The following is a 17,736-nucleotide window of genomic DNA, read 5'->3' as shown; positions in this document are numbered from 1 at the left end:
ATATACTAAATACTCCTTTTTAGTGTAATTTTACACTAAAAGTATTATTTTTCAACAAAAAATCCTATTTTTGAATAAAAAGCAACTTTAAAACAGAAAAAAGCATGAAATAACCTTGCTCTAAATAAGTTTGAGATGGGAATATTTCTTAATTAAAGCTTGTTGAACTAACGCCCCGTTTGCTATATAAAAAAAGAGCTGCCGAAGCAACTCCCTTATTGAAGTAGAGCACCTGATTGTTGAATAAGAACAATAATTATAAACTCATTAAATTCACAGTAACAATTATTGCTAATGAAGCCCATACAAGAAAAAGGATTGCAGCAAGATGCTGGGATACTTCCTCTTTTATAGCTTTTATTAATGTTAATATAAAACTATATCCAAAAATGAAAAATAAAATTGCATATAAGAAAAACAATATATACATTCCTTTCGTAATACGTTAGTTCTATAAGTCTTGCAGAGGTGACACAAACTGTGAGGTAAAATTTAAGTTAAAAAGGACAAAAAAGATTACTCTTTCTTATCCTTTTCAAGTAACACAATTATTCTATCAAGTTTTTGTTCGATACGATCTGACTTGCTTGGCTGTTTAGTAACGAGTGACCGTACAAGAAAAAACACTCCAGAAAATATCCCAAATATACAAATAAGGAAAAATATCGAATATATTGCATCGCCGCCATTAATGGTCATAATAGTTCCCACCTTTACAGATTGAATAAGTATACCATAATTATCCAACATACAGCACGACTATACTGCGCTTAATGAATTAACCTCCATTTTTTAGCCTTGGAATATGTTTGATTAAATTAACTTAATGAAGTTTGATAAGGAGCAAATAGAAAAAGCGTGTTTTGAAAAAAGATCGATCAAAACACGCTTTTTCTATATTCAATTGAATCATTCTTTTATAAAAAAGTTTGATCATTCCGTGATTCTTATGCCATTAAAGCGCCCGCTTGCTGAAAATTTTTACTTATATAGAGATAAAAACTTCTTATTTTTCGGCAGTTGCGAAATTCCCCATTGAAATGGAGAGTCTATTCCAACTATTAATTTGATTGATCAAAATAACAAGATCTACATAGTCTTTTTCACTAAAATGGATACGCACTCGATTATAAAGATCATCAGGTACACCCTTAGTTGGAACTAACGTCACATGTTCAGTTAATTCTAATGCCGCTTTTTCAGCATCTGTGTAAAAATTACAATCTCTCCATGCACTTACGCAGTATAAACGCTGTTCCGTTTCACCCATTTTTCGTGCCTCAGAGGTATGCATATTAAGACAAAAAGCACAGCCATTAATTTGAGAAGCACGGATTTTAATTAGTTCACGCAGTTTACGGTCTATTTCAGTAGATTTAGTATACTTCTCCATTTCCATCATAATGTTAATTGCTTCAGATGCTACTTCAAGATAATTAATGCGTTGTTCCATTTCCATTCCTCCTAAAATAATTAAAAGCTTATATTACCCAAAAGTAGGGAATTATATTAATAAAGGACTTTTTGAAATTCCATGTTACATTCCCCTTTTCAATAAATTATATATAATGCTATTATTCACTTCCGTTGTCATTTCGAAAAGGTGCAGTTTATACTATTTAAAAATGACAGATGAGGTGTATAAAATGAAAGAACTTGTATTTAATGTTGATCGAAATAGCACTCTTCCTATGTATCAACAGGTTTATCGCTATATTAAATCCCAAATTGTCTCAGGTAAAATTGCAGAGAATTCGAAATTGCCATCTGTTCGGCAGCTTGCAGAGCTGCTACAAGTGAGCCGTAATACCACACAGCTGGCGTATGAACAATTACAAGCAGAGGGTTACATTCGCAGTGAATATAAAAAAGGGTATTATGTACAAGCTTCTATTTCGGAACTATTATCTATTTCCGAGATAATCCCTCATACCAAAGCTTCCTCCAAGAATATTGTAAATCCTACAATTGATTTTCAAGCTGGAGCTGTAGATGGAATCAATTTCCCTCTTGCGAAATGGCGCAATCTTTCGAATAAAGTCCTAAAGGATAATCTGATTTATCAATATGGAGAGAATCAAGGGGATTTATTATTACGGGAATCTTTAGCAAAGTATTTATTTCAATCTAGAGGGGTAAGAGCAACCAGTGACCAAATTGTTATTGGTAGTACCACACAGCAACTTTTGACGATCTTATCCATCCTTTTAAAAGAAGAACATACTCAAATCGCTGTAGAAGATCCCGGATATAATGGGGCCAGAGAACTTTTTTCATTACAATCCTATTCAGTTGTCCCCATACCAGTTAAAGAGGACGGTATTGACATCACACACTTAGATAAGTGTAATGCCCGGTTGGTTTACGTAACACCATCACATCAGTTTCCACTAGGGATAACAATGCCTATCAACAAAAGATATAATCTAATTGAATGGGCTGAAAAAGTGAATGGATATATCATTGAAGATGACTACGATAGTGAATTTCGCTATAAACAGCAGCCTATACCTTCATTACAAAGTTTAACAAACAGCGAGCATATCATATACTTGAGTACTTTTTCTAAGGCATTATTGCCTTCCATTCGGCTTAGCTATATGGTGTTGCCAAAAGAAATACTAGTTAGATATCATCAAATTTCATCATTACTACAGCAAACAGCTTCAACACTTCACCAACGTACAATCCATCATTTTATAGAAGAAGGACATTGGTATGCCCATTTACGTAAAATGAAAACAATATATAAACGGAAAATGAAGGTGTTATGTGACACAATTCATATGCACTTTAAAGATACTGTAAAAATAATAGGTGGCTCCTCTGGCATCTATATTGTCATTGAAGTTGCAACAAAGCAAAGTGAAGAGTGGCTCGTCAAAGAAGCGCTCAAAAACGGCGTTAAAGTATATCCATGCTCCCCATTTTACATGGAGAAATTCCCGAGTCACCCCACTATTCAACTCGGTTTTGCCGGCTTAGAAGAATTCGAAATACGTAAAGGAATTGAAAAGTTGGCAGACGCTTGGTTAAATATAGAGTGAACAACCTATTAATGAGTATTTTATTGAATTATTCATCCTTAAAAACAGCATTTTCCAGAAAAATAAAAGACCATCTCTTAAAAATTGGTTTTCTAGAAGATGGTCTTTTACGAATATTTTTTTCTATCTTTTTTGCAAATGACCAAAGTATTTTCAACCTTTATTTTAAATCTACACCAGCCTGTATTGTTCAACATCCTAAGACCAATTGTAGAACCAAGAGCAAACAGCACTCGTTAACTAGCCTGCCCTTCATTTCCATAAGAAAAAAGCTGCCTTAAAGACAGCTCCGCTCTACAGCTAACGCACCTGTTAGCCTAATACTGACATTACATATACCAAATCAATTCATTTTTCATTTTCTTACCTTGTTTGTCTTTCTTTTCTACGACCACCCATTTATCAATTTCCTTAGCCACATGCAAAACTATATTTGTTCCATCAGACCTTTTAAAAAGAATGTATCCTTGGTTACCCTTAATGAAAGTAACTGGATCTATGACATTTTTATATGGAGGTTTTATATTAGAATTTAAATCATTTTCTATAATGTCAGTTACAATATCTGAAAGAACTTTGTATTCTTTTTGTTTTTCTGATTTATATAGTAGTTGTTCATAACTATATTTTGAAAAGGATTCCAACCTTAAATTGAATATTTGAAGTATATCTAACAGAACCTCCTTGTAAAATTCATTAATTTTCTTTTCCTCTTCATCCCCTTTATGAATAAAATTAATCATTTTTACACCAAAAGGGCTTACATCAAAAGTGATAGTTTCTTTGCCATATGGAGGATTATGAGCGTGTTCAAATGTAATTACTTGAACTGTTACCCAAAAACTAAAACCTCCTTCACTTTTCCTAATTAACCTTATGATTTTGGCATCAAATAAACCGTACTGTTTATGATAGCCATAATAATTAATCACTTCTTCTGAAATATATGGGTCAAGTAAAGTCAATAATGTATCATAAACTAACTTATTATTTAATTCAGTTTTTGCTGAAGTAATCATAATAGGTCGAACACTCAATAGTAACAAACTTATGGACAGACCTAAGAAGAATTTATTCAAGATATAACCTACCTAATATTTTTTAGGTTTACTGTTCCCATAAGTTTTAAAAATAATTATTTGTATTTTCTTTATGAACTAAACTGCCTCGATAGCTCCATAAAGAAAAAGCTGACTTAAAGACAGCTCTGATCTTCAGCTAAAGCACCCGATAGTTCTATAAGTTCTAAATATAATTTTATTAAAGTCTTCCATCTAAACCGTCACTTTTATGAAATACCCCTTCTTAATCGATTTCTTCTCCTCCAAAAAAAATAAATGAATATTGAAAGGACCAATAAACTCATAATTACATAAATACTATATGTTGACATATATAGTTCAACATTGTTCCAATTTTCCCCTAATATTCTTCCTAATGTGATAAAAGTAAAACTCCATATTAATGCACCAGTATAGGCGTAAACAACAAATTTTCTAAAAGGGAAGCGATTGACAGATGCTATATACGCTGTAAGGTGCCGTACCCCAGGAATAAAATAACCAAATAATAAAAGATAGGGTCCAAATTTCTTGAATAATTTCTTTGTTTTATTAATTTTTTGTTCGGTTATGTGAAGTTTCGGTCCAAACTTTTCTAATAAAGGCAACCCAAATTTGTAACCAATAAAGTAGCTAAGCGAGATCCCCCCCGCTCCTCCTACAAAGGCACTTACTATTGAAATTAAGTAAGATAATTTACCCTGAAACACATTGTAACCAATATATGTAAGAAGAACCTCGTCTGGTATAGGAAGTCCTACAATACCTCCGATTAAAGCAAATATAATTCCGAAGTACCCATAATGTTCTAGAAGGTAAGCAACATGATTTTCCACTTTCTCACTCCAACTTTTAGGTAATGTCAAACAATCATTTCTGATTATTTTTTATCAGCAGTTTTTAAATAATAAAAAAAGAAAATTTACTCTTCTTTGGGGATAATACCTTTAACATTATCCCCAATTTTTGATTTTCTTATTGCACTAAATTCCCCCTATTGTTTAAGTACATGCTTTCACAATCTCAATAGTGTACAGCCTTTTGAGACACAATCCAATCACATAAAAAATAGAGTTCAATATGTCTCATATGACCTGTATCAGAACGCTTATCGTTGTAAACAAGTTTTCCTGATGCTCCCCCTTATTCAAGAATATGGACCTGAAATGAAAATAAGCGCTTATCCTTGTTACAGGAAAGCTTCCTTTAATGGAATAGCTTGAATTTATCCTCATTCTTATAAATTTCACTTATTTCAGTTCAACTAACGCACTCCTTTAGTTTATTTACGCTCGTTTTCCCGGCCTAATTTGGTACTAATAGACGGTTCTATTCATATTCTTATAAGAAAACAATGAGAAGGAGTGCAAAGTCAGTTGATAAAAGTTAAGGTTGGTTTACGGCCCATTGTAAAGAATATAAATTTACCTACTGTTTTAAAGACAACAATACTTCCAGGTGACTCAGTTGAAAGATTATTTATTGCAACCCAGGTAGGAGAGATCTTTTACATAGGAAACGGAGTTATAAGGACTTTTTTAGATATTCGCCAGCGAATCCTAAAACTAGGTACTTCTGGTGGCGGATATGATGAACGGGGATTGCTGGGGCTAGCGTTTCATCCCGAATTTTATTATAACGGTCTGTTTTATCTTCATTATTCAGTAGCTGGAACACAAGGACCTGGTGCTCTTCCTGAATCTTTTAATCCTGACCCGTGTGATCCTAGAACTTTAAACCTAAGGTGGATGAATAGAGAAACTCAATATAATCATATTGATACAATTGAAGAATGGATTTTACAATCGAATGGTCAACCCCAAAAACGACGGACTTTACTTAACTTAAGAAGACCATTTTTAAATCATAATGGGGTCAATAGTTTAAACTTTTCACCTGAAACAGGAAAACTTGTTTTAACAACCGGGGATGGTGGATCAGGCTATAGTCCATTTAACTTAAGCCAGGACGATCTGGAAATCGCCGGTAAAATAATTGAAATTGATGTTGATAAGAATATATCCTTCAATAATCCACCCATTGTCACACGTTTTAATGAACTTCCCACAACTATTCAGGAAACGCTCATGGTAATGGCCAAAGGGGTTCGCAATATACCAGGCATTTCATTTCAAAGGTTTTATAATCAGTATATTAAATATGCGGGAAATGTCGGCCAAAATTTGGTCGAATCGATTTTTTCATTCGTTCATTATAAACCAATACCGGTTACTGAGCTTGTTCAAGCTTCTTTCATGAATTCTGAAGCTGACAAAGAAGGATTCATTAACTTTGGCTGGCGAGGTTGGGAAGGTTCTTTTCCTACTTCGATTATAAGAGGCTGCACTGAAAATCAGACCTTGGATGAGAAAACAATTGCATATTTCAATGAAGCAGTAACACTTTCAGCGAGTCGTCTTCAGCCTTTAACCAGTTATTTTCATAAAGATACCAGACCCGATAAGTTTGGAGGAACTGCACTTACAGGAGTGCAAGCCTATATGGGGAATACAATCCCTGGTTTAACAGGAAGCGTTGTGTTTACCGATCTTGCCCGGAAAGAATCTCAACCTCAGGTTAGAGGGGCTTTAGCTTATACCACCTTAAGACCAAATGGTGAACAAAATGATTTTAGTGTGATACAAACCGATTATGATTTTGGGTCTCAATCAGCCTATTATGTTAGTTTGGGAACGAATCTGAATCAAACCAGCTTATATTTAGCGGTTTATGGCTCTATGAAAGTGACTGATTTTAACCAAGGCACTGTTTTTGAAATAGTTCCATGAAAACAATAAATTTCCACTTATTCTTGATAAATCTCTTACATGGATCTAATGAACCGAAATTAAAACCATGTGATGGAGAATCACTAAATTATAATCATTTTTAATCTTTTAAAAATGATTAAAGCAATTTCAACCCATAACCAGCTATAAATGATGGCAAATAAAAAGCCAAATATAAGAAATGAAAAGGAAACAGAGACGGCTGGACCTAAAACCGGAAAGTGAAAAATAAATATTAGACTTATTATTCCTAACATTAAAAGAATGGCACCAGTAGCAATAATACTTAACCTCTTCTTAAAAAGGCAAAAGGATACCCCTATTCCAAGTCCTAACAATCCTGTTGTAAAAGGAAATACAATTAGTTCAGTTGGCTGTAGGATGAATAACAGCATAATTGTCAGAAAGTAGGACATTGCTCCTAATGGAATGGAAAACATGGAACATAACAGGATAGGTGCAGTGGCCAGCGGACTTATAAAATATCCTATCCCTGGTAAAACCCCAGCAGCCTGCAGAATAGCAGCAATACAGGAAAAAATAGACACTAAAATGAGCTTCATCGTTTTTTTATGTTTATTGAATATTATTTGAGATAAACGAACCTCATCAGAAATGGGTTTAAAAAAATACACCTTTCCACCTCATTCTAAATGGTTTATGCGTTACCTTACATTATATTTACCATTTATTAGAGGTGAAACAATTATTATTAATCCAAGTATCAATATCCTCTGTAATGAAAAAATAAGCTTAATAAAAAACCTCTCTAAACCTTGATCAATCATACAAAGTAAAGAAGTCCGTTCGCGGAGGAAGTAAGTAATTTCCTTTGCCTATAAAAAAACAAGGCCTTATTGGCCCTGCATTTTATTCGACTATTACTTTCCCAACCATTCCTTCCTGGAAATGGTACCGACATATCAGTTCATATGTACCGGACTGTTTCGGATTCACGTTAATGTTTTTTTCTTCACCTGGCTGGACCTCAACGTCAATTCCGAGCTTTTCAACTGTGAAGGTGTGCTCTTTACTGCCTTTGTTTTTCAATATCACCGTTGTGGCTGTTCCATTCGGAATAGTGATGACTTTCGGATTAAAGAAATCATCGTTCAACTCGACCTCAATCGATTTCCTTGTCTCCAAAGGCTGTGTTACAACACCGGATTCGGCAAATACACCGAGTGGGCCTAGTGTTGTCACAACTACAAACATTGCAAGTACACCGACCAATCCTGTTACCCACTTTTTCACAGACATTCGCAATCCCTCCTTTCCTCTATTTTTTTCTAATTCATAAAATATTATTACTATAAATTTGGTTGCGTGCTTTCAGATAATAACTTTTTTATCTGAAACAGTGAAAAGAAAAGGATCTACTCTAATGACGTTCTTCTGGAATCCTATTCTTATGCAACTAAACTGCCTGTTTAGCTCCATAAGAAAAAGAGCTGCCAAAGCAACTCCCTTATTGAAGTAAAGCATTTATTATTTGAATAAGTAGTTACCTTTTATTTCTCGTTTAATTGCTCTAACCACTCTATAAAATAGAGGTCTAAGATTCTTTTAATGAGTAAGTATTCACCAAAAATAAATCCCATTGACATTCAATATCTTGTGCTATTCCTAAAGCCTTTTCATCAAATTCATTAAATTCTCCAGCTTCATCTACCTCAAAAGCCACTTATGCAAGTCCTAGTATTTTCCCCTTCATTCTTTCAATGAATGGAGAGAAATTTCATGGGGATACTTCTGTTGGATATAGCGTATAAGTGCAGTGACAACTTGTGGACCGGATTCCACGAGCCTGCCTTGTTTAAATGCAGTGAAGTTATCACCGCCTGAAGCTAAATAATTACTAACCGCTACTTCATATTCGTTGTTTGGCTGTATCTCTTGACCTTTCATGTCTTTCAGCGCAACAATGCGGTTGCCAATTGGAGCATTTGGGTCCCAATTATACGTTAAACCAACCGTTTGTAACCTATTTTCATAATCTTTCGCCCACTGCTGTTCTAAAGCAAGTTTTATTTGGTTTCCTGTTAAAATTAACTTACTGACACTATGACCCATAGGCAAGTCTGTATAAAGGTCTTCTACAGTGATGTCCCCTTTTTTTAAATTTTTCCGCATTTCTCCTTGATGGACAAAAGCTATATCTACCCCCATGGCTTCCCGCTCAGATTCTGCAATCATTTTCGCTAATGGGGATTCACCGTTTGCATCTTGATTTCGTGAGATTTCTTCAGGCATTTCTCCTATTATTTGATTAAAATAGCTCCCCAACCTTTTTCTATATTTATTTAGAAGAGCAACCGTTTCTTTATCTGGTTTTATTTTATGATGTGAAGTGACAATAATCTTTGCTTGTTTCTTAACAATATTTTTAGTATGTGGGTCAATTTCAAGATTTACTTGAGAAAAGGCTTTCCCATTAGAATATGCTTGAACGATCAGTTTACCGGCTACAACGGTATTGGCATATTCATGGCTGTGACCGGCAAAAATGACATCGACCTCATCATCGATTTTTGGAGCCATCTCCACTAAAGCTCCACTGGAATTTGCTCCTGACTGATCTGATTTAGCTGATTCATGTGCAAGTACAACAATTACTTTAATCCCTTTTTCCTTTAAAAGCTTAACGGTTCGGTTAATGACTGAAACTTCATCCGTAATTTCTACTTCTTTTCGATTTTCAGGTGCCACATACAGGTTGGTCTCTTTTGTGACGACACCGATAAATCCAATATTAATTCCGTCAATTTGTTTAATAACATACGGTGGTAACAAGGGTGTACCCGACTTTGTATCGATGATATTTGCAGAACTGTAAGAAGTATTGGCTCCTTGAAAATAACCTGTTTTTTTATTGAAGCCTCCATAAATAAGACGTTTCATTTCATTTACGCCTTGGTCTAATTCATGATTTCCAGGTGTCCCGACATCAAAGTGCAGGAGGTTTAAAAACTCGATCGTGGGTTCGTCTTTAAATTGAGAAGAGATTGGAGGACTGCCTCCTACCATATCACCAGAATGAACAAGTAGTGTATTCGGGTTTTCTTGTATATATTTTTTTAAATAGGCAGCCAGGTATTCAGCCCCCCCTGCCATGGTTCCTGAAACCATTTGATATTTGTTTAGTTGGCCGTGAAAATCATTAACGCCTAACAATTGTACTTGAATGTGGCGGTTGGATGTGGAATGATTCGTTGTGGAATGCTTGGATGAGTGTGCTGTGATTTTATAAGTTACGAAAATGATGATAAAAACCAAGATGAACAAAGAAGTTATGGCCTGAAATTTTGACAACTTCCGATCCCTCCCTCTGGATGTAAATTAAGAATAACTCTAGAATTTTATATCCGTATAAAGGGACCGTGATTTTTTGTTATATTTTATATAACGATTGTTAAATTAAGCCAGCATGTGCATATCTTTTTAAAAATGTTCATAACCCGATAGTGAAAAAAATGTTACTGCTAATTACAGTTAGTATTGAAATCTGCTCCGTTGTAAAAGAAGTTCAACAAAAAGAGTGTAAATCCTTAATGGATCAACACTCACGTTAGTGCAGTAACATTCAACGTTATTTTTTTAGGTTTTCCTTCATTAAAAAGGAAATTTTTTGCTCATCTGTATTTTGGATCTGTTCCAGCTGATTAATAACCAGCTCTTGCCGATGTAATGAATGGTTTTGACTTAACTTCGCTTTCCCCTCTATCTTGTTGATTTTTATTTTGAAGCCTTGAATCCCTTTGTTCATCCCAGCGAGAAAGCCAGCATCTAAATCTTGCAAATTGTATGAACTATCAGGGGCTTCATACTTCAATACCATGTCATCCAAGGTATCCGTTAACTCTTGTTCATCCTCAATAAGTTCAACTTCGCCGTATACATGAACAGTCACATAATTCCATGTTGGTACTGCTTGGTTCGTCTCATACCAAGAGGAAGAGATATAACAGTGAGGACCATGAAAGACTGCTAAGACTGTTTGATTTTCAATATCTTTCCATTGAGGGTTCGGACGAGCAAAATGACCATACAAATAGGTTTTCTCCTTATTCAACAGCAGTGGTAAATGTGTAGCAAAAGGCATGCCTTCATGCATTGAACACAATGTTGCAAAACCATTCTCCTGTATTATATCGTAGGCTACTGCTAATTCTTTTATTTCAAATTGTTTAGGGATATACATAAAAAATCTCCTTTCATCCGTCAATATTATTCCATTCACAATCATAGCGTCTTTTACTAAGTGCCCATCCTCATTTCTACCTTGAATACTCGAGAACCTCATCTGTAAAATATAGTATTATACAAACTGACATATAAAAAGGTACAATTCTAAATAAATAAACATGTCAAAGGAGATCTTAAATGATAAATACCATTTTTGCTTTTAAAGAGGATTCTCCCAGATACAAACAAATTTACGAACAGTTTAAGTTATTTATTGAACGGGGTGACTTACTTGCTGATGAACAATTGCCCTCCATCCGTCAACTTGCAGATTCCCTTCAAGTAAGTCGCAATACGACATTAATGGCTTATGATCAACTTGTAGCTGAAGGCTATATTCGTGGAGAAGGGAGAAAAGGTTATTTTGTAAATGAATTAGAACCACTTTTATCCCATGATGAGTTAATTCCTCATAATAAAACGCAAAGAGAGCCAGTTACACCTACCCTCATTGATTTCCGGGCTGGTGCCGTAGATCAAACACATTTCCCTCTGAAAATTTGGAGGAGGATTGCCAATCAAGTATTAACGTTACAGGAGAGTTTTCAATATGGGGAACCCTTTGGTGAGGTGTGCCTACGTGAACAAATTGCCACATACTTACTCCAATCTCGTGGGGTGAAAACAGATGCAAATGCCATTATTATCGGCAGCAGTACCCAACAAATGCTTATCAATCTTGGACATATACTGAAGGATGATTTTCCAAGCATTACAGTAGAAGACCCTGGATATGATGGCGCTAGGGAAGCTTTTCAATTCCATTGTTTTACGATTGAAACTTTACCAGTTTATGAGGCAGGTGCTGATTTCTCACAATTGGAACAATTCAAATCACGATTAATCTATGTAACACCTTCCCATCACAGTCCATATGGGGTAAGCATGTCCATTCACCAACGGCAAACGCTTATTCATTGGGCTAACAAGATGCAAGGGTATATTATCGAAGACGATTATGATAGTGAATTTCGTTATACGCAACAACCATTTCCAGCTCTCGCTTCCATTGATTCTGCAAGAGTCATTTATCTAGGGAATTTCTCAAAGTCCTTTCTTCCAGGAATTCGTTTAAGTTATATGGTGTTGCCCGAGCCGCTTTTAAACCGTTATAAAAATCAATTTCTTCATTTCGAGAGTACCACTTCACTTCTAAGCCAACTCACAATGGCTAAATTTATGGAAGAGGGAGAATGGAATCGCCATATTAAACGTATGCGTCTTGTTTATAAACGAAAAATACAGCACTTGGTATCAGTATTAAAAAAGCAATTCGATCAACATATATCCATTATCGGTAATCAGTCCGGTTTGTATTTATTAATCAAAGTACACCTGAACCGTTCAGAAGAATGGCTAATAGAGCGCGCTTCCTTTCATGGTGTTAAAGTGTATCCTACCTCACTCTACTTCATTAAAAATAATACCGATAAACCAATTATCAAACTTGGTTTCAGTAATCTTTCTTGTGAGGAAATCGAACTTGGCGTGGAGCTCCTAAAAAAGGCTTGGGTATAATAAACACCCCGTAATTACAGCTTATGTCAAATAATGGCGGGGCAAATAATGGACTTTTAAAACACAGGTCCTTATTCCACTGACATGCCCCGTTAGCTCCATAAGAAAAGAGCTGCTAATCGTCACAGTTCTCTAATGAACTAACGCACCATGGACTTTCAGTACAATCCTTTACAAACTGAAGAGAAGCTGCCAATATGACAGCTCCGTTCCGTTCTTTAATTCTTGATAATCCGTTTCATTTCGGTCCTGACTTATTTTATATGCAGGCTGAATTTCTCTCGCCTTAATCTTAAATCCAACTATACCTTTCGGTTCACTTTTACATAATAATCCACCCTTCCAAAAAAGTTAGATGAGTGTTTTTGTCATTATAAAGTCCATTTGTTCCTCATCACCCATATAAAAAGAATGGGCACCAGTTTGAACAAACCCAATTTTCTTATAAAAAGCAATAGCATTTTCGTTTTTTTCCCATACGCCGAGCCAGATTTTCTTTTTATTACGTTCCTCCGCAATTTCTATAGCTTTATTTAGCAGATATTTACCAAGCCCATGTTTTTGAAATTTGTTTTTTATATAAATCCTCTCGATTTCAAGTGATTCATCACCCATTTCTTCAGTCTGAGCATCATTGGTATTGACCTTTAAATATCCAGCGACTTGATTATTAAAATAAACAAAAAAGAATTGCGAAGAAATATTGGATAATTCTTTTTCTAATTGTTTTAAGTTAAATGCCCTTTCCAAATAGGCATTCATATTTTCAGGTGTATTCTGATGCTTAAATGTCTCATTAAATGTTTCATAACTAATTTCTTGAAGTTCGCGTGAATCTTTAAGAGTACACTTTTTAATATTTTTAGTCATTTAAATATGTCGCTCCTTTATATAATCAATAATTTCTCTTGTTTTCCTTTTTAACAAACTCCCAGTCTTTTTCTATATTTTTTCTTACTCTTTGAAGAAGATTGAAAATGGTTTCTACTTCTCTTTCGGAAAATACTTCTATGCAATGATTGTTATGTTTTTCTCCTTTCTTTTCAATAAAGCCATTAATTTCAAGTTCTTTTATAGCACAAGCTGCTGTTGTTCGATCTACTTTTATCATCTCAGCTAACTTTTCTTGAATGATTCCTCGGTTTTCACATATTCGCACAAGGTACAATTACTGTCCTTTTGTAAGGTCATCTTCTTTAAATTCTTTTTTACTTATAGAATCTACTGCCCTTGCCATCATTCCAATTTCACGAAGAATTCACTTCATAATTAACTCCTTAGCTTGGATTTTTGTTGTAAATGCAATAAAAATAGCATATATTAAATTTAACCTTACTTTGTTGCGTTTGCAACAAAAAAAAATAAAGATAAAGGGGTCGAGCAAAGTGAAATATGTTTTTTATGTATTAGGAATTTTAATACTAACTCTTGGTATTTCTTTCACTATACAATCAGACCTTGGAACTTCACCATTTGATGCACTTTTGGTAGGACTGTCCATAAATGTGGGGCTTACTGTCGGAAGTTGGGAAATAATAATAGCTTTAATATTGATATTTTGTAATTCATTTTTAAAAAGGCAAAGACCAGAAGTTTTGGGGTTGTTAACAGCATTTATAACGGGTATTGGTATTGATATGTGGCTTTTTTTATTGCACAATTTGATAACACCTGAACTATGGTACAGCAAAGTTTTTTGTTTTGGAATCGGCTTGGTTACTATAGGATTAGGAACTGCAACATATTTGCACACAAATTTTGCACCGATTCCAGTTGACCGATTAACATTAATCATACAAGAATTAACTAGAACAAATATATTTTATTCGAGAACATTCATTTATCTCGTATTCTTGATAATGGCAATGATTTTAAATGGACCAATTGGCGTTGGAACTTTATTAACCGTTTGTTTAGGGGGGCTAATACTTAATTACTTTATGCCATTTACTGAAAAAGTATTAGACCGCATATTAACACACTCTAGTCCATCACCAAATTATGATAAAGATAAAAACCATTCAATATAGTATGCTCCCTATTTTTCTTGTTCAACTAACCTGTCGCTATAGTTGCATAAGGGAGCTGTCTTTAAGGCAGCTCCGAACTTCTGCTAACGCACCTGTTAGTGCCATTATTTTAAGAATTGAAGCCATTTATGTTCTGGTTCGTGCAATTGTATAGCATACTGAAGCCATTTTTTCCTCTGGTTATCTAGATTGTCTAATATCGTCATAAAGTCTTGATGGTCTTTTTCTCTTGTGTTTTTTACTTTATATAAAAGTACAATTTCTGGATTTAGATAAGGAATGCCTGTATCAGAATAACTCCAAACTGACTTAAGCGGATGAGAAATCGTTAAATCCCTTCTGAATTTCCAATCATAAAACTTTGTTTCATTTAGAAGAACTTCTAATTTATCTCCATTTGACTTATTCAAAGCGTGTATTTCGTGAATAGGTAACTCTAAAAACTCATTTTCCCAAGTATAGAATTTACCTTTAATAACCTTTTTAAAATCCCATTCTTTAAGATTTTCCTTCAAATATAATTGGTCTTTTCGAAATAGTGCAATCTCTATATCTTGATGTTGTCTTGTTTCTCTACCAATAAAAAGATCAATTGCCCAACCACCTGCAAAGAACCACGTTTTATTAAATCCTGCCATTAAAGAAGTAATGCTATGACATTGCTCAAATGACATATGAACCCCCAGACTAAAAAACTTATATCCTTATCTATTCTTTTTCTATTTTGAATAACCTCTATACTGAAACCTTCTTCAACTAAACTGCCCCTTTAGTTGCATAAGAAAAAGCTGCCTTGAAGACAGCTCCGATTTTCAGCTAACTCACCCGTTATGGCAACAAGAAAACAGCTTACTAATAGAGTTTAGAGATTTATTTCAAGCACCTATTAGTACAATTATTATTTTTCCCTAAGATGATTTAATAGTGCACTAGCTAATAAAAGTATTGATAGGCCAGTCCCTCAACTATCAGGTCCTACATCGAAGAAAATTGGATAAACAAAGTGATTTAAAACTATAATGATTACGGCAAATGTAACCAAAGAAATATTTGTTTTCTTCAAAGGAAAAAACCTCCCATTAAATACCGAAAGTATGTAAAAATTTCCCTTTTTAAATTATACCCTGGATTGCAACACTCTTCCTTTAACCCAGGAGATGACATTGAAGCCGAAAATATACGAGTAACTGCTTAGTTCGGTTCAGGCTCTTCTGCAAAGAAATAAGTGTCTCCTTTGTTTCCAAAAATCGCCTTATCATCAAGACCAGGCAATACCTTTTCTTGTCCATGGCTATCATATATAAAATCTTTTTTACTCATATCATAAAATATATTCGAATTCAAATACAGGACATGTTATGTGTTTTTATTAAATAGCTTCAAATTCAAGAACCTAATAAGAAAGGTTACTAAGACATTTCCAAAAATAATAAAAAAAGTTAAAATTCCCCACAACAAACTGATTGCGGCATGTATAATGATAGATAGAAAACTCACCATTGTTTTGCAGCCAAACTATTGAATAAAAAGGAGTGGCAATGTTGGAAAGGAAAAAAATCTTCTATTGGATCATCCCGATGCTATTAATTGTCTTTTTAGGAAATGCTGTGTACGCTACAGAACAACAAGAAACATCTAAAGTGAAACAATCTTCCGCATTAAAGGAGCAATTCTACCTAGAAGATGTAGTAAAAATTTACGTACCATCTACATATAATGTTGACCAACCAATTGATAATACTCCATATGTTAACAAGTCCTTAGAAGAATTCTCAAGAATGTTTGGAGGAGCAACAGCGATCGATGGGACAGGATCGTGGTTATCTGATGATAATCAATTGGTCAAGGAGAAAGTAACGATTGTATATAGCTATGCAGAAGATTTGGATAAGAAAAAAATTAATCAAGTAGTTGCCTATGCCAAGTCTCTAAAGGAAGAGATGAAACAATCATCAGTGTCTCTTGAAGTAAATGGGAAGATGTATTTTATTGAATAACTGATGTAAGAAGCCTAGAGATTTTATATCTCAAGGCTTTTTAGTCTTTAAGAATAAGAGTTTATTGGTGAAATGAAGGTTCCAATAGGGTAAGCTGTCCGTTGTTTATAACGAAACATAGTTTTTACGTGAAAATTCCTGCTGTTATTCAATTATCTGGCCCAATTGTTGAACAAAGGTCAAACAGCACTCTTCAACTATCCTGCCCCGATAGTTCCATAAGAAAAAGCTGCCTTAGAGACAGCTCCGATCTTCAGCTAACGCACCCGTTTGTTGAAGATGATTATTATCGGTAATTATTGTGAACAGGGTTAAACAATTCTTCATAAGAATTTCTAACAAGTGAAAAATTGTCTACATTATAGTGACCGTGAAGGGTTTCATTGTGATGAAGGATTATTTGTTTTGCAGATAAGTTTTTGGAATCAGAAGTAGAATGTCCATCACCAACTAATGTCACATCAAAATGATTGATTGTTGCTGTTCTAACAGCTGTATCAATACAATGTTCCGTCTTACATCCCATTATTACAATATGATCTACATTGTTTTTACTTAAATGTTCGAGTAATGGAGTGCCATAAAATGAATTTGTGGCAGCTTTATCAAATATGATAGCAGTTGATGGTACTTTAATATCCCTGTGTATCTGGAATCCAGGTCCTTCTCCTTTTGAAACATCTAAATCTCTTATAAAAACAACGGAGATACTTTCATTTATCGCTTTTTCAATTACAGTATTAATGTTATTAACGATTTTTTCTTTCTCAAAGACTCCTTGTTCTTCATTATTACCTTCTATTAATTCCTGTTGAGCATCGATTATCAGTAATGTTTGTTTCAATATTTTCCCCCCTAAAGTTATTAGCAGTTAGTTTTTTCCTGTTTTTCATTAAATATCAGATAGTATTTTAAGCACTTCTTACTAAGCTCTTTATATTTTCGTCAAAAGATTTACTAATACCTTCTTGAACTATCCTGCCCCTTTAGTTCCATAAAGAAAAAGCTGCCTTAAAGACAGCTCCGATCTTCAGCTAACGCACCTGTTA

The 17,736-nt window shown here is 34.3% G+C and carries 17 protein-coding genes and 2 pseudogenes; 5 read left to right on the top strand and 14 right to left on the bottom strand.

Annotated elements, in window-relative coordinates:
• Window positions 1–516: 516 nt before the first annotated feature.
• Window positions 517–699: a DUF4083 family protein gene (locus tag FNK51_RS24115; RefSeq protein ID WP_098372434.1), complete on the bottom strand. Its 183-nt coding sequence runs from the start codon at window positions 697–699 to the stop codon at window positions 517–519.
• A gap of 307 nt (window positions 700–1,006) precedes the next feature.
• Window positions 1,007–1,453 carry a carboxymuconolactone decarboxylase family protein gene (locus FNK51_RS24110; RefSeq protein ID WP_141994961.1) on the bottom strand — a complete coding sequence of 149 codons (447 nt, stop codon included), beginning with the start codon at window positions 1,451–1,453 and terminating at the stop codon, window positions 1,007–1,009.
• A 193-nt stretch (window positions 1,454–1,646) separates the two neighbouring features.
• Between FNK51_RS24110 and pdxR (FNK51_RS24105) the strand changes: the two genes are divergently transcribed.
• A complete protein-coding gene (gene pdxR, locus FNK51_RS24105) occupies window positions 1,647–3,047 on the top strand; it encodes a MocR-like pyridoxine biosynthesis transcription factor PdxR (protein ID WP_141994960.1) in 1,401 nt (466 codons plus the stop codon).
• A gap of 329 nt (window positions 3,048–3,376) precedes the next feature.
• Here the strand turns inward: pdxR (FNK51_RS24105) and FNK51_RS24100 are convergent, their stop codons facing one another.
• Window positions 3,377–4,126 carry a DUF3888 domain-containing protein gene (locus tag FNK51_RS24100; protein ID WP_141994959.1) on the bottom strand — a complete coding sequence of 250 codons (750 nt, stop codon included), beginning with the start codon at window positions 4,124–4,126 and terminating at the stop codon, window positions 3,377–3,379.
• Between the two features lie 209 nt (window positions 4,127–4,335).
• Window positions 4,336–4,944, bottom strand: a complete 609-nt coding sequence (locus tag FNK51_RS24095) for a DedA family protein (protein WP_141994958.1) — start codon at window positions 4,942–4,944, stop codon at window positions 4,336–4,338.
• A gap of 540 nt (window positions 4,945–5,484) precedes the next feature.
• Here FNK51_RS24095 and FNK51_RS24090 point away from each other — a divergent pair.
• Window positions 5,485–6,897 (top strand): PQQ-dependent sugar dehydrogenase, encoded by a 1,413-nt coding sequence (locus FNK51_RS24090; protein ID WP_141994957.1) that lies wholly within the window; start codon window positions 5,485–5,487, stop codon window positions 6,895–6,897.
• A gap of 83 nt (window positions 6,898–6,980) precedes the next feature.
• Here FNK51_RS24090 and FNK51_RS24085 read toward each other — a convergent pair whose 3' ends face one another.
• The 5 genes from FNK51_RS24085 to FNK51_RS24070 form a co-directional block, all read right to left on the bottom strand.
• A complete protein-coding gene (locus FNK51_RS24085) occupies window positions 6,981–7,532 on the bottom strand; it encodes a hypothetical protein (RefSeq protein WP_141994956.1) in 552 nt (183 codons plus the stop codon).
• Window positions 7,533–7,767: 235 nt separating this feature from the next.
• Window positions 7,768–8,157: a cupredoxin domain-containing protein gene (locus tag FNK51_RS24080; RefSeq protein WP_141994955.1), complete on the bottom strand. Its 390-nt coding sequence runs from the start codon at window positions 8,155–8,157 to the stop codon at window positions 7,768–7,770.
• A 295-nt stretch (window positions 8,158–8,452) separates the two neighbouring features.
• Window positions 8,453–8,581: a hypothetical protein gene (locus FNK51_RS27410; RefSeq protein WP_286178868.1), complete on the bottom strand. Its 129-nt coding sequence runs from the start codon at window positions 8,579–8,581 to the stop codon at window positions 8,453–8,455.
• A 26-nt stretch (window positions 8,582–8,607) separates the two neighbouring features.
• Window positions 8,608–10,209 carry a bifunctional metallophosphatase/5'-nucleotidase gene (locus FNK51_RS24075; protein ID WP_141994954.1) on the bottom strand — a complete coding sequence of 534 codons (1,602 nt, stop codon included), beginning with the start codon at window positions 10,207–10,209 and terminating at the stop codon, window positions 8,608–8,610.
• 277 nt (window positions 10,210–10,486) lie between these two features.
• On the bottom strand, window positions 10,487–11,098 hold the full coding sequence (locus FNK51_RS24070) for an FMN-binding negative transcriptional regulator (RefSeq protein ID WP_141994953.1): 612 nt from the start codon (window positions 11,096–11,098) through the stop codon (window positions 10,487–10,489).
• Between the two features lie 182 nt (window positions 11,099–11,280).
• Here FNK51_RS24070 and pdxR (FNK51_RS24065) point away from each other — a divergent pair, with 182 nt between their 5' ends.
• Window positions 11,281–12,660, top strand: a complete 1,380-nt coding sequence (gene pdxR, locus FNK51_RS24065) for a MocR-like pyridoxine biosynthesis transcription factor PdxR (RefSeq protein WP_141994952.1) — start codon at window positions 11,281–11,283, stop codon at window positions 12,658–12,660.
• A 171-nt stretch (window positions 12,661–12,831) separates the two neighbouring features.
• Here pdxR (FNK51_RS24065) and FNK51_RS24060 read toward each other — a convergent pair.
• The 3 genes and pseudogenes from FNK51_RS24060 to FNK51_RS24050 form a co-directional block, all read right to left on the bottom strand.
• A pseudogene (locus tag FNK51_RS24060) lies at window positions 12,832–12,990 on the bottom strand (FMN-binding negative transcriptional regulator); the annotation flags it as partial.
• Between the two features lie 21 nt (window positions 12,991–13,011).
• Complete coding sequence (gene paiA, locus FNK51_RS24055; RefSeq protein WP_141994951.1) at window positions 13,012–13,530, bottom strand: spermidine/spermine N(1)-acetyltransferase; 519 nt, start codon at window positions 13,528–13,530, stop codon at window positions 13,012–13,014.
• A 25-nt stretch (window positions 13,531–13,555) separates the two neighbouring features.
• Window positions 13,556–13,900 (bottom strand): annotated as a pseudogene (locus FNK51_RS24050) (MarR family transcriptional regulator).
• Between the two features lie 145 nt (window positions 13,901–14,045).
• Here FNK51_RS24050 and FNK51_RS24045 point away from each other — a divergent pair.
• A complete protein-coding gene (locus tag FNK51_RS24045; RefSeq protein WP_141994950.1) occupies window positions 14,046–14,690 on the top strand; it encodes a YczE/YyaS/YitT family protein in 645 nt (214 codons plus the stop codon).
• Between the two features lie 104 nt (window positions 14,691–14,794).
• Here the strand turns inward: FNK51_RS24045 and FNK51_RS24040 are convergent, their stop codons facing one another.
• The gene (locus FNK51_RS24040) at window positions 14,795–15,364 is read right to left on the bottom strand and encodes a nucleotidyltransferase domain-containing protein (protein ID WP_141994949.1); all 570 of its coding nucleotides are present in this window, start codon (window positions 15,362–15,364) and stop codon (window positions 14,795–14,797) included.
• A gap of 867 nt (window positions 15,365–16,231) precedes the next feature.
• Between FNK51_RS24040 and FNK51_RS24035 the strand changes: the two genes are divergently transcribed.
• Window positions 16,232–16,687, top strand: coding sequence for a DUF3574 domain-containing protein (locus FNK51_RS24035; protein ID WP_286178865.1), 456 nt, complete (start codon window positions 16,232–16,234; stop codon window positions 16,685–16,687).
• A 286-nt stretch (window positions 16,688–16,973) separates the two neighbouring features.
• On the opposite strand, the gene FNK51_RS24030 is transcribed toward FNK51_RS24035, so the two are convergent.
• Window positions 16,974–17,531: an isochorismatase family protein gene (locus FNK51_RS24030; RefSeq protein ID WP_141994948.1), complete on the bottom strand. Its 558-nt coding sequence runs from the start codon at window positions 17,529–17,531 to the stop codon at window positions 16,974–16,976.
• Window positions 17,532–17,736 lie beyond the last annotated feature (205 nt).

Source organism: Bacillus sp. B4EP4a (assembly GCF_006680105.1).
GTDB lineage: Bacteria > Bacillota > Bacilli > Bacillales > DSM-1321 > Peribacillus > Peribacillus simplex_E.
The sequence above is the reverse complement of the archived record's forward strand: the minus strand, read 5'-3'. Positions and strand labels throughout refer to the sequence as shown.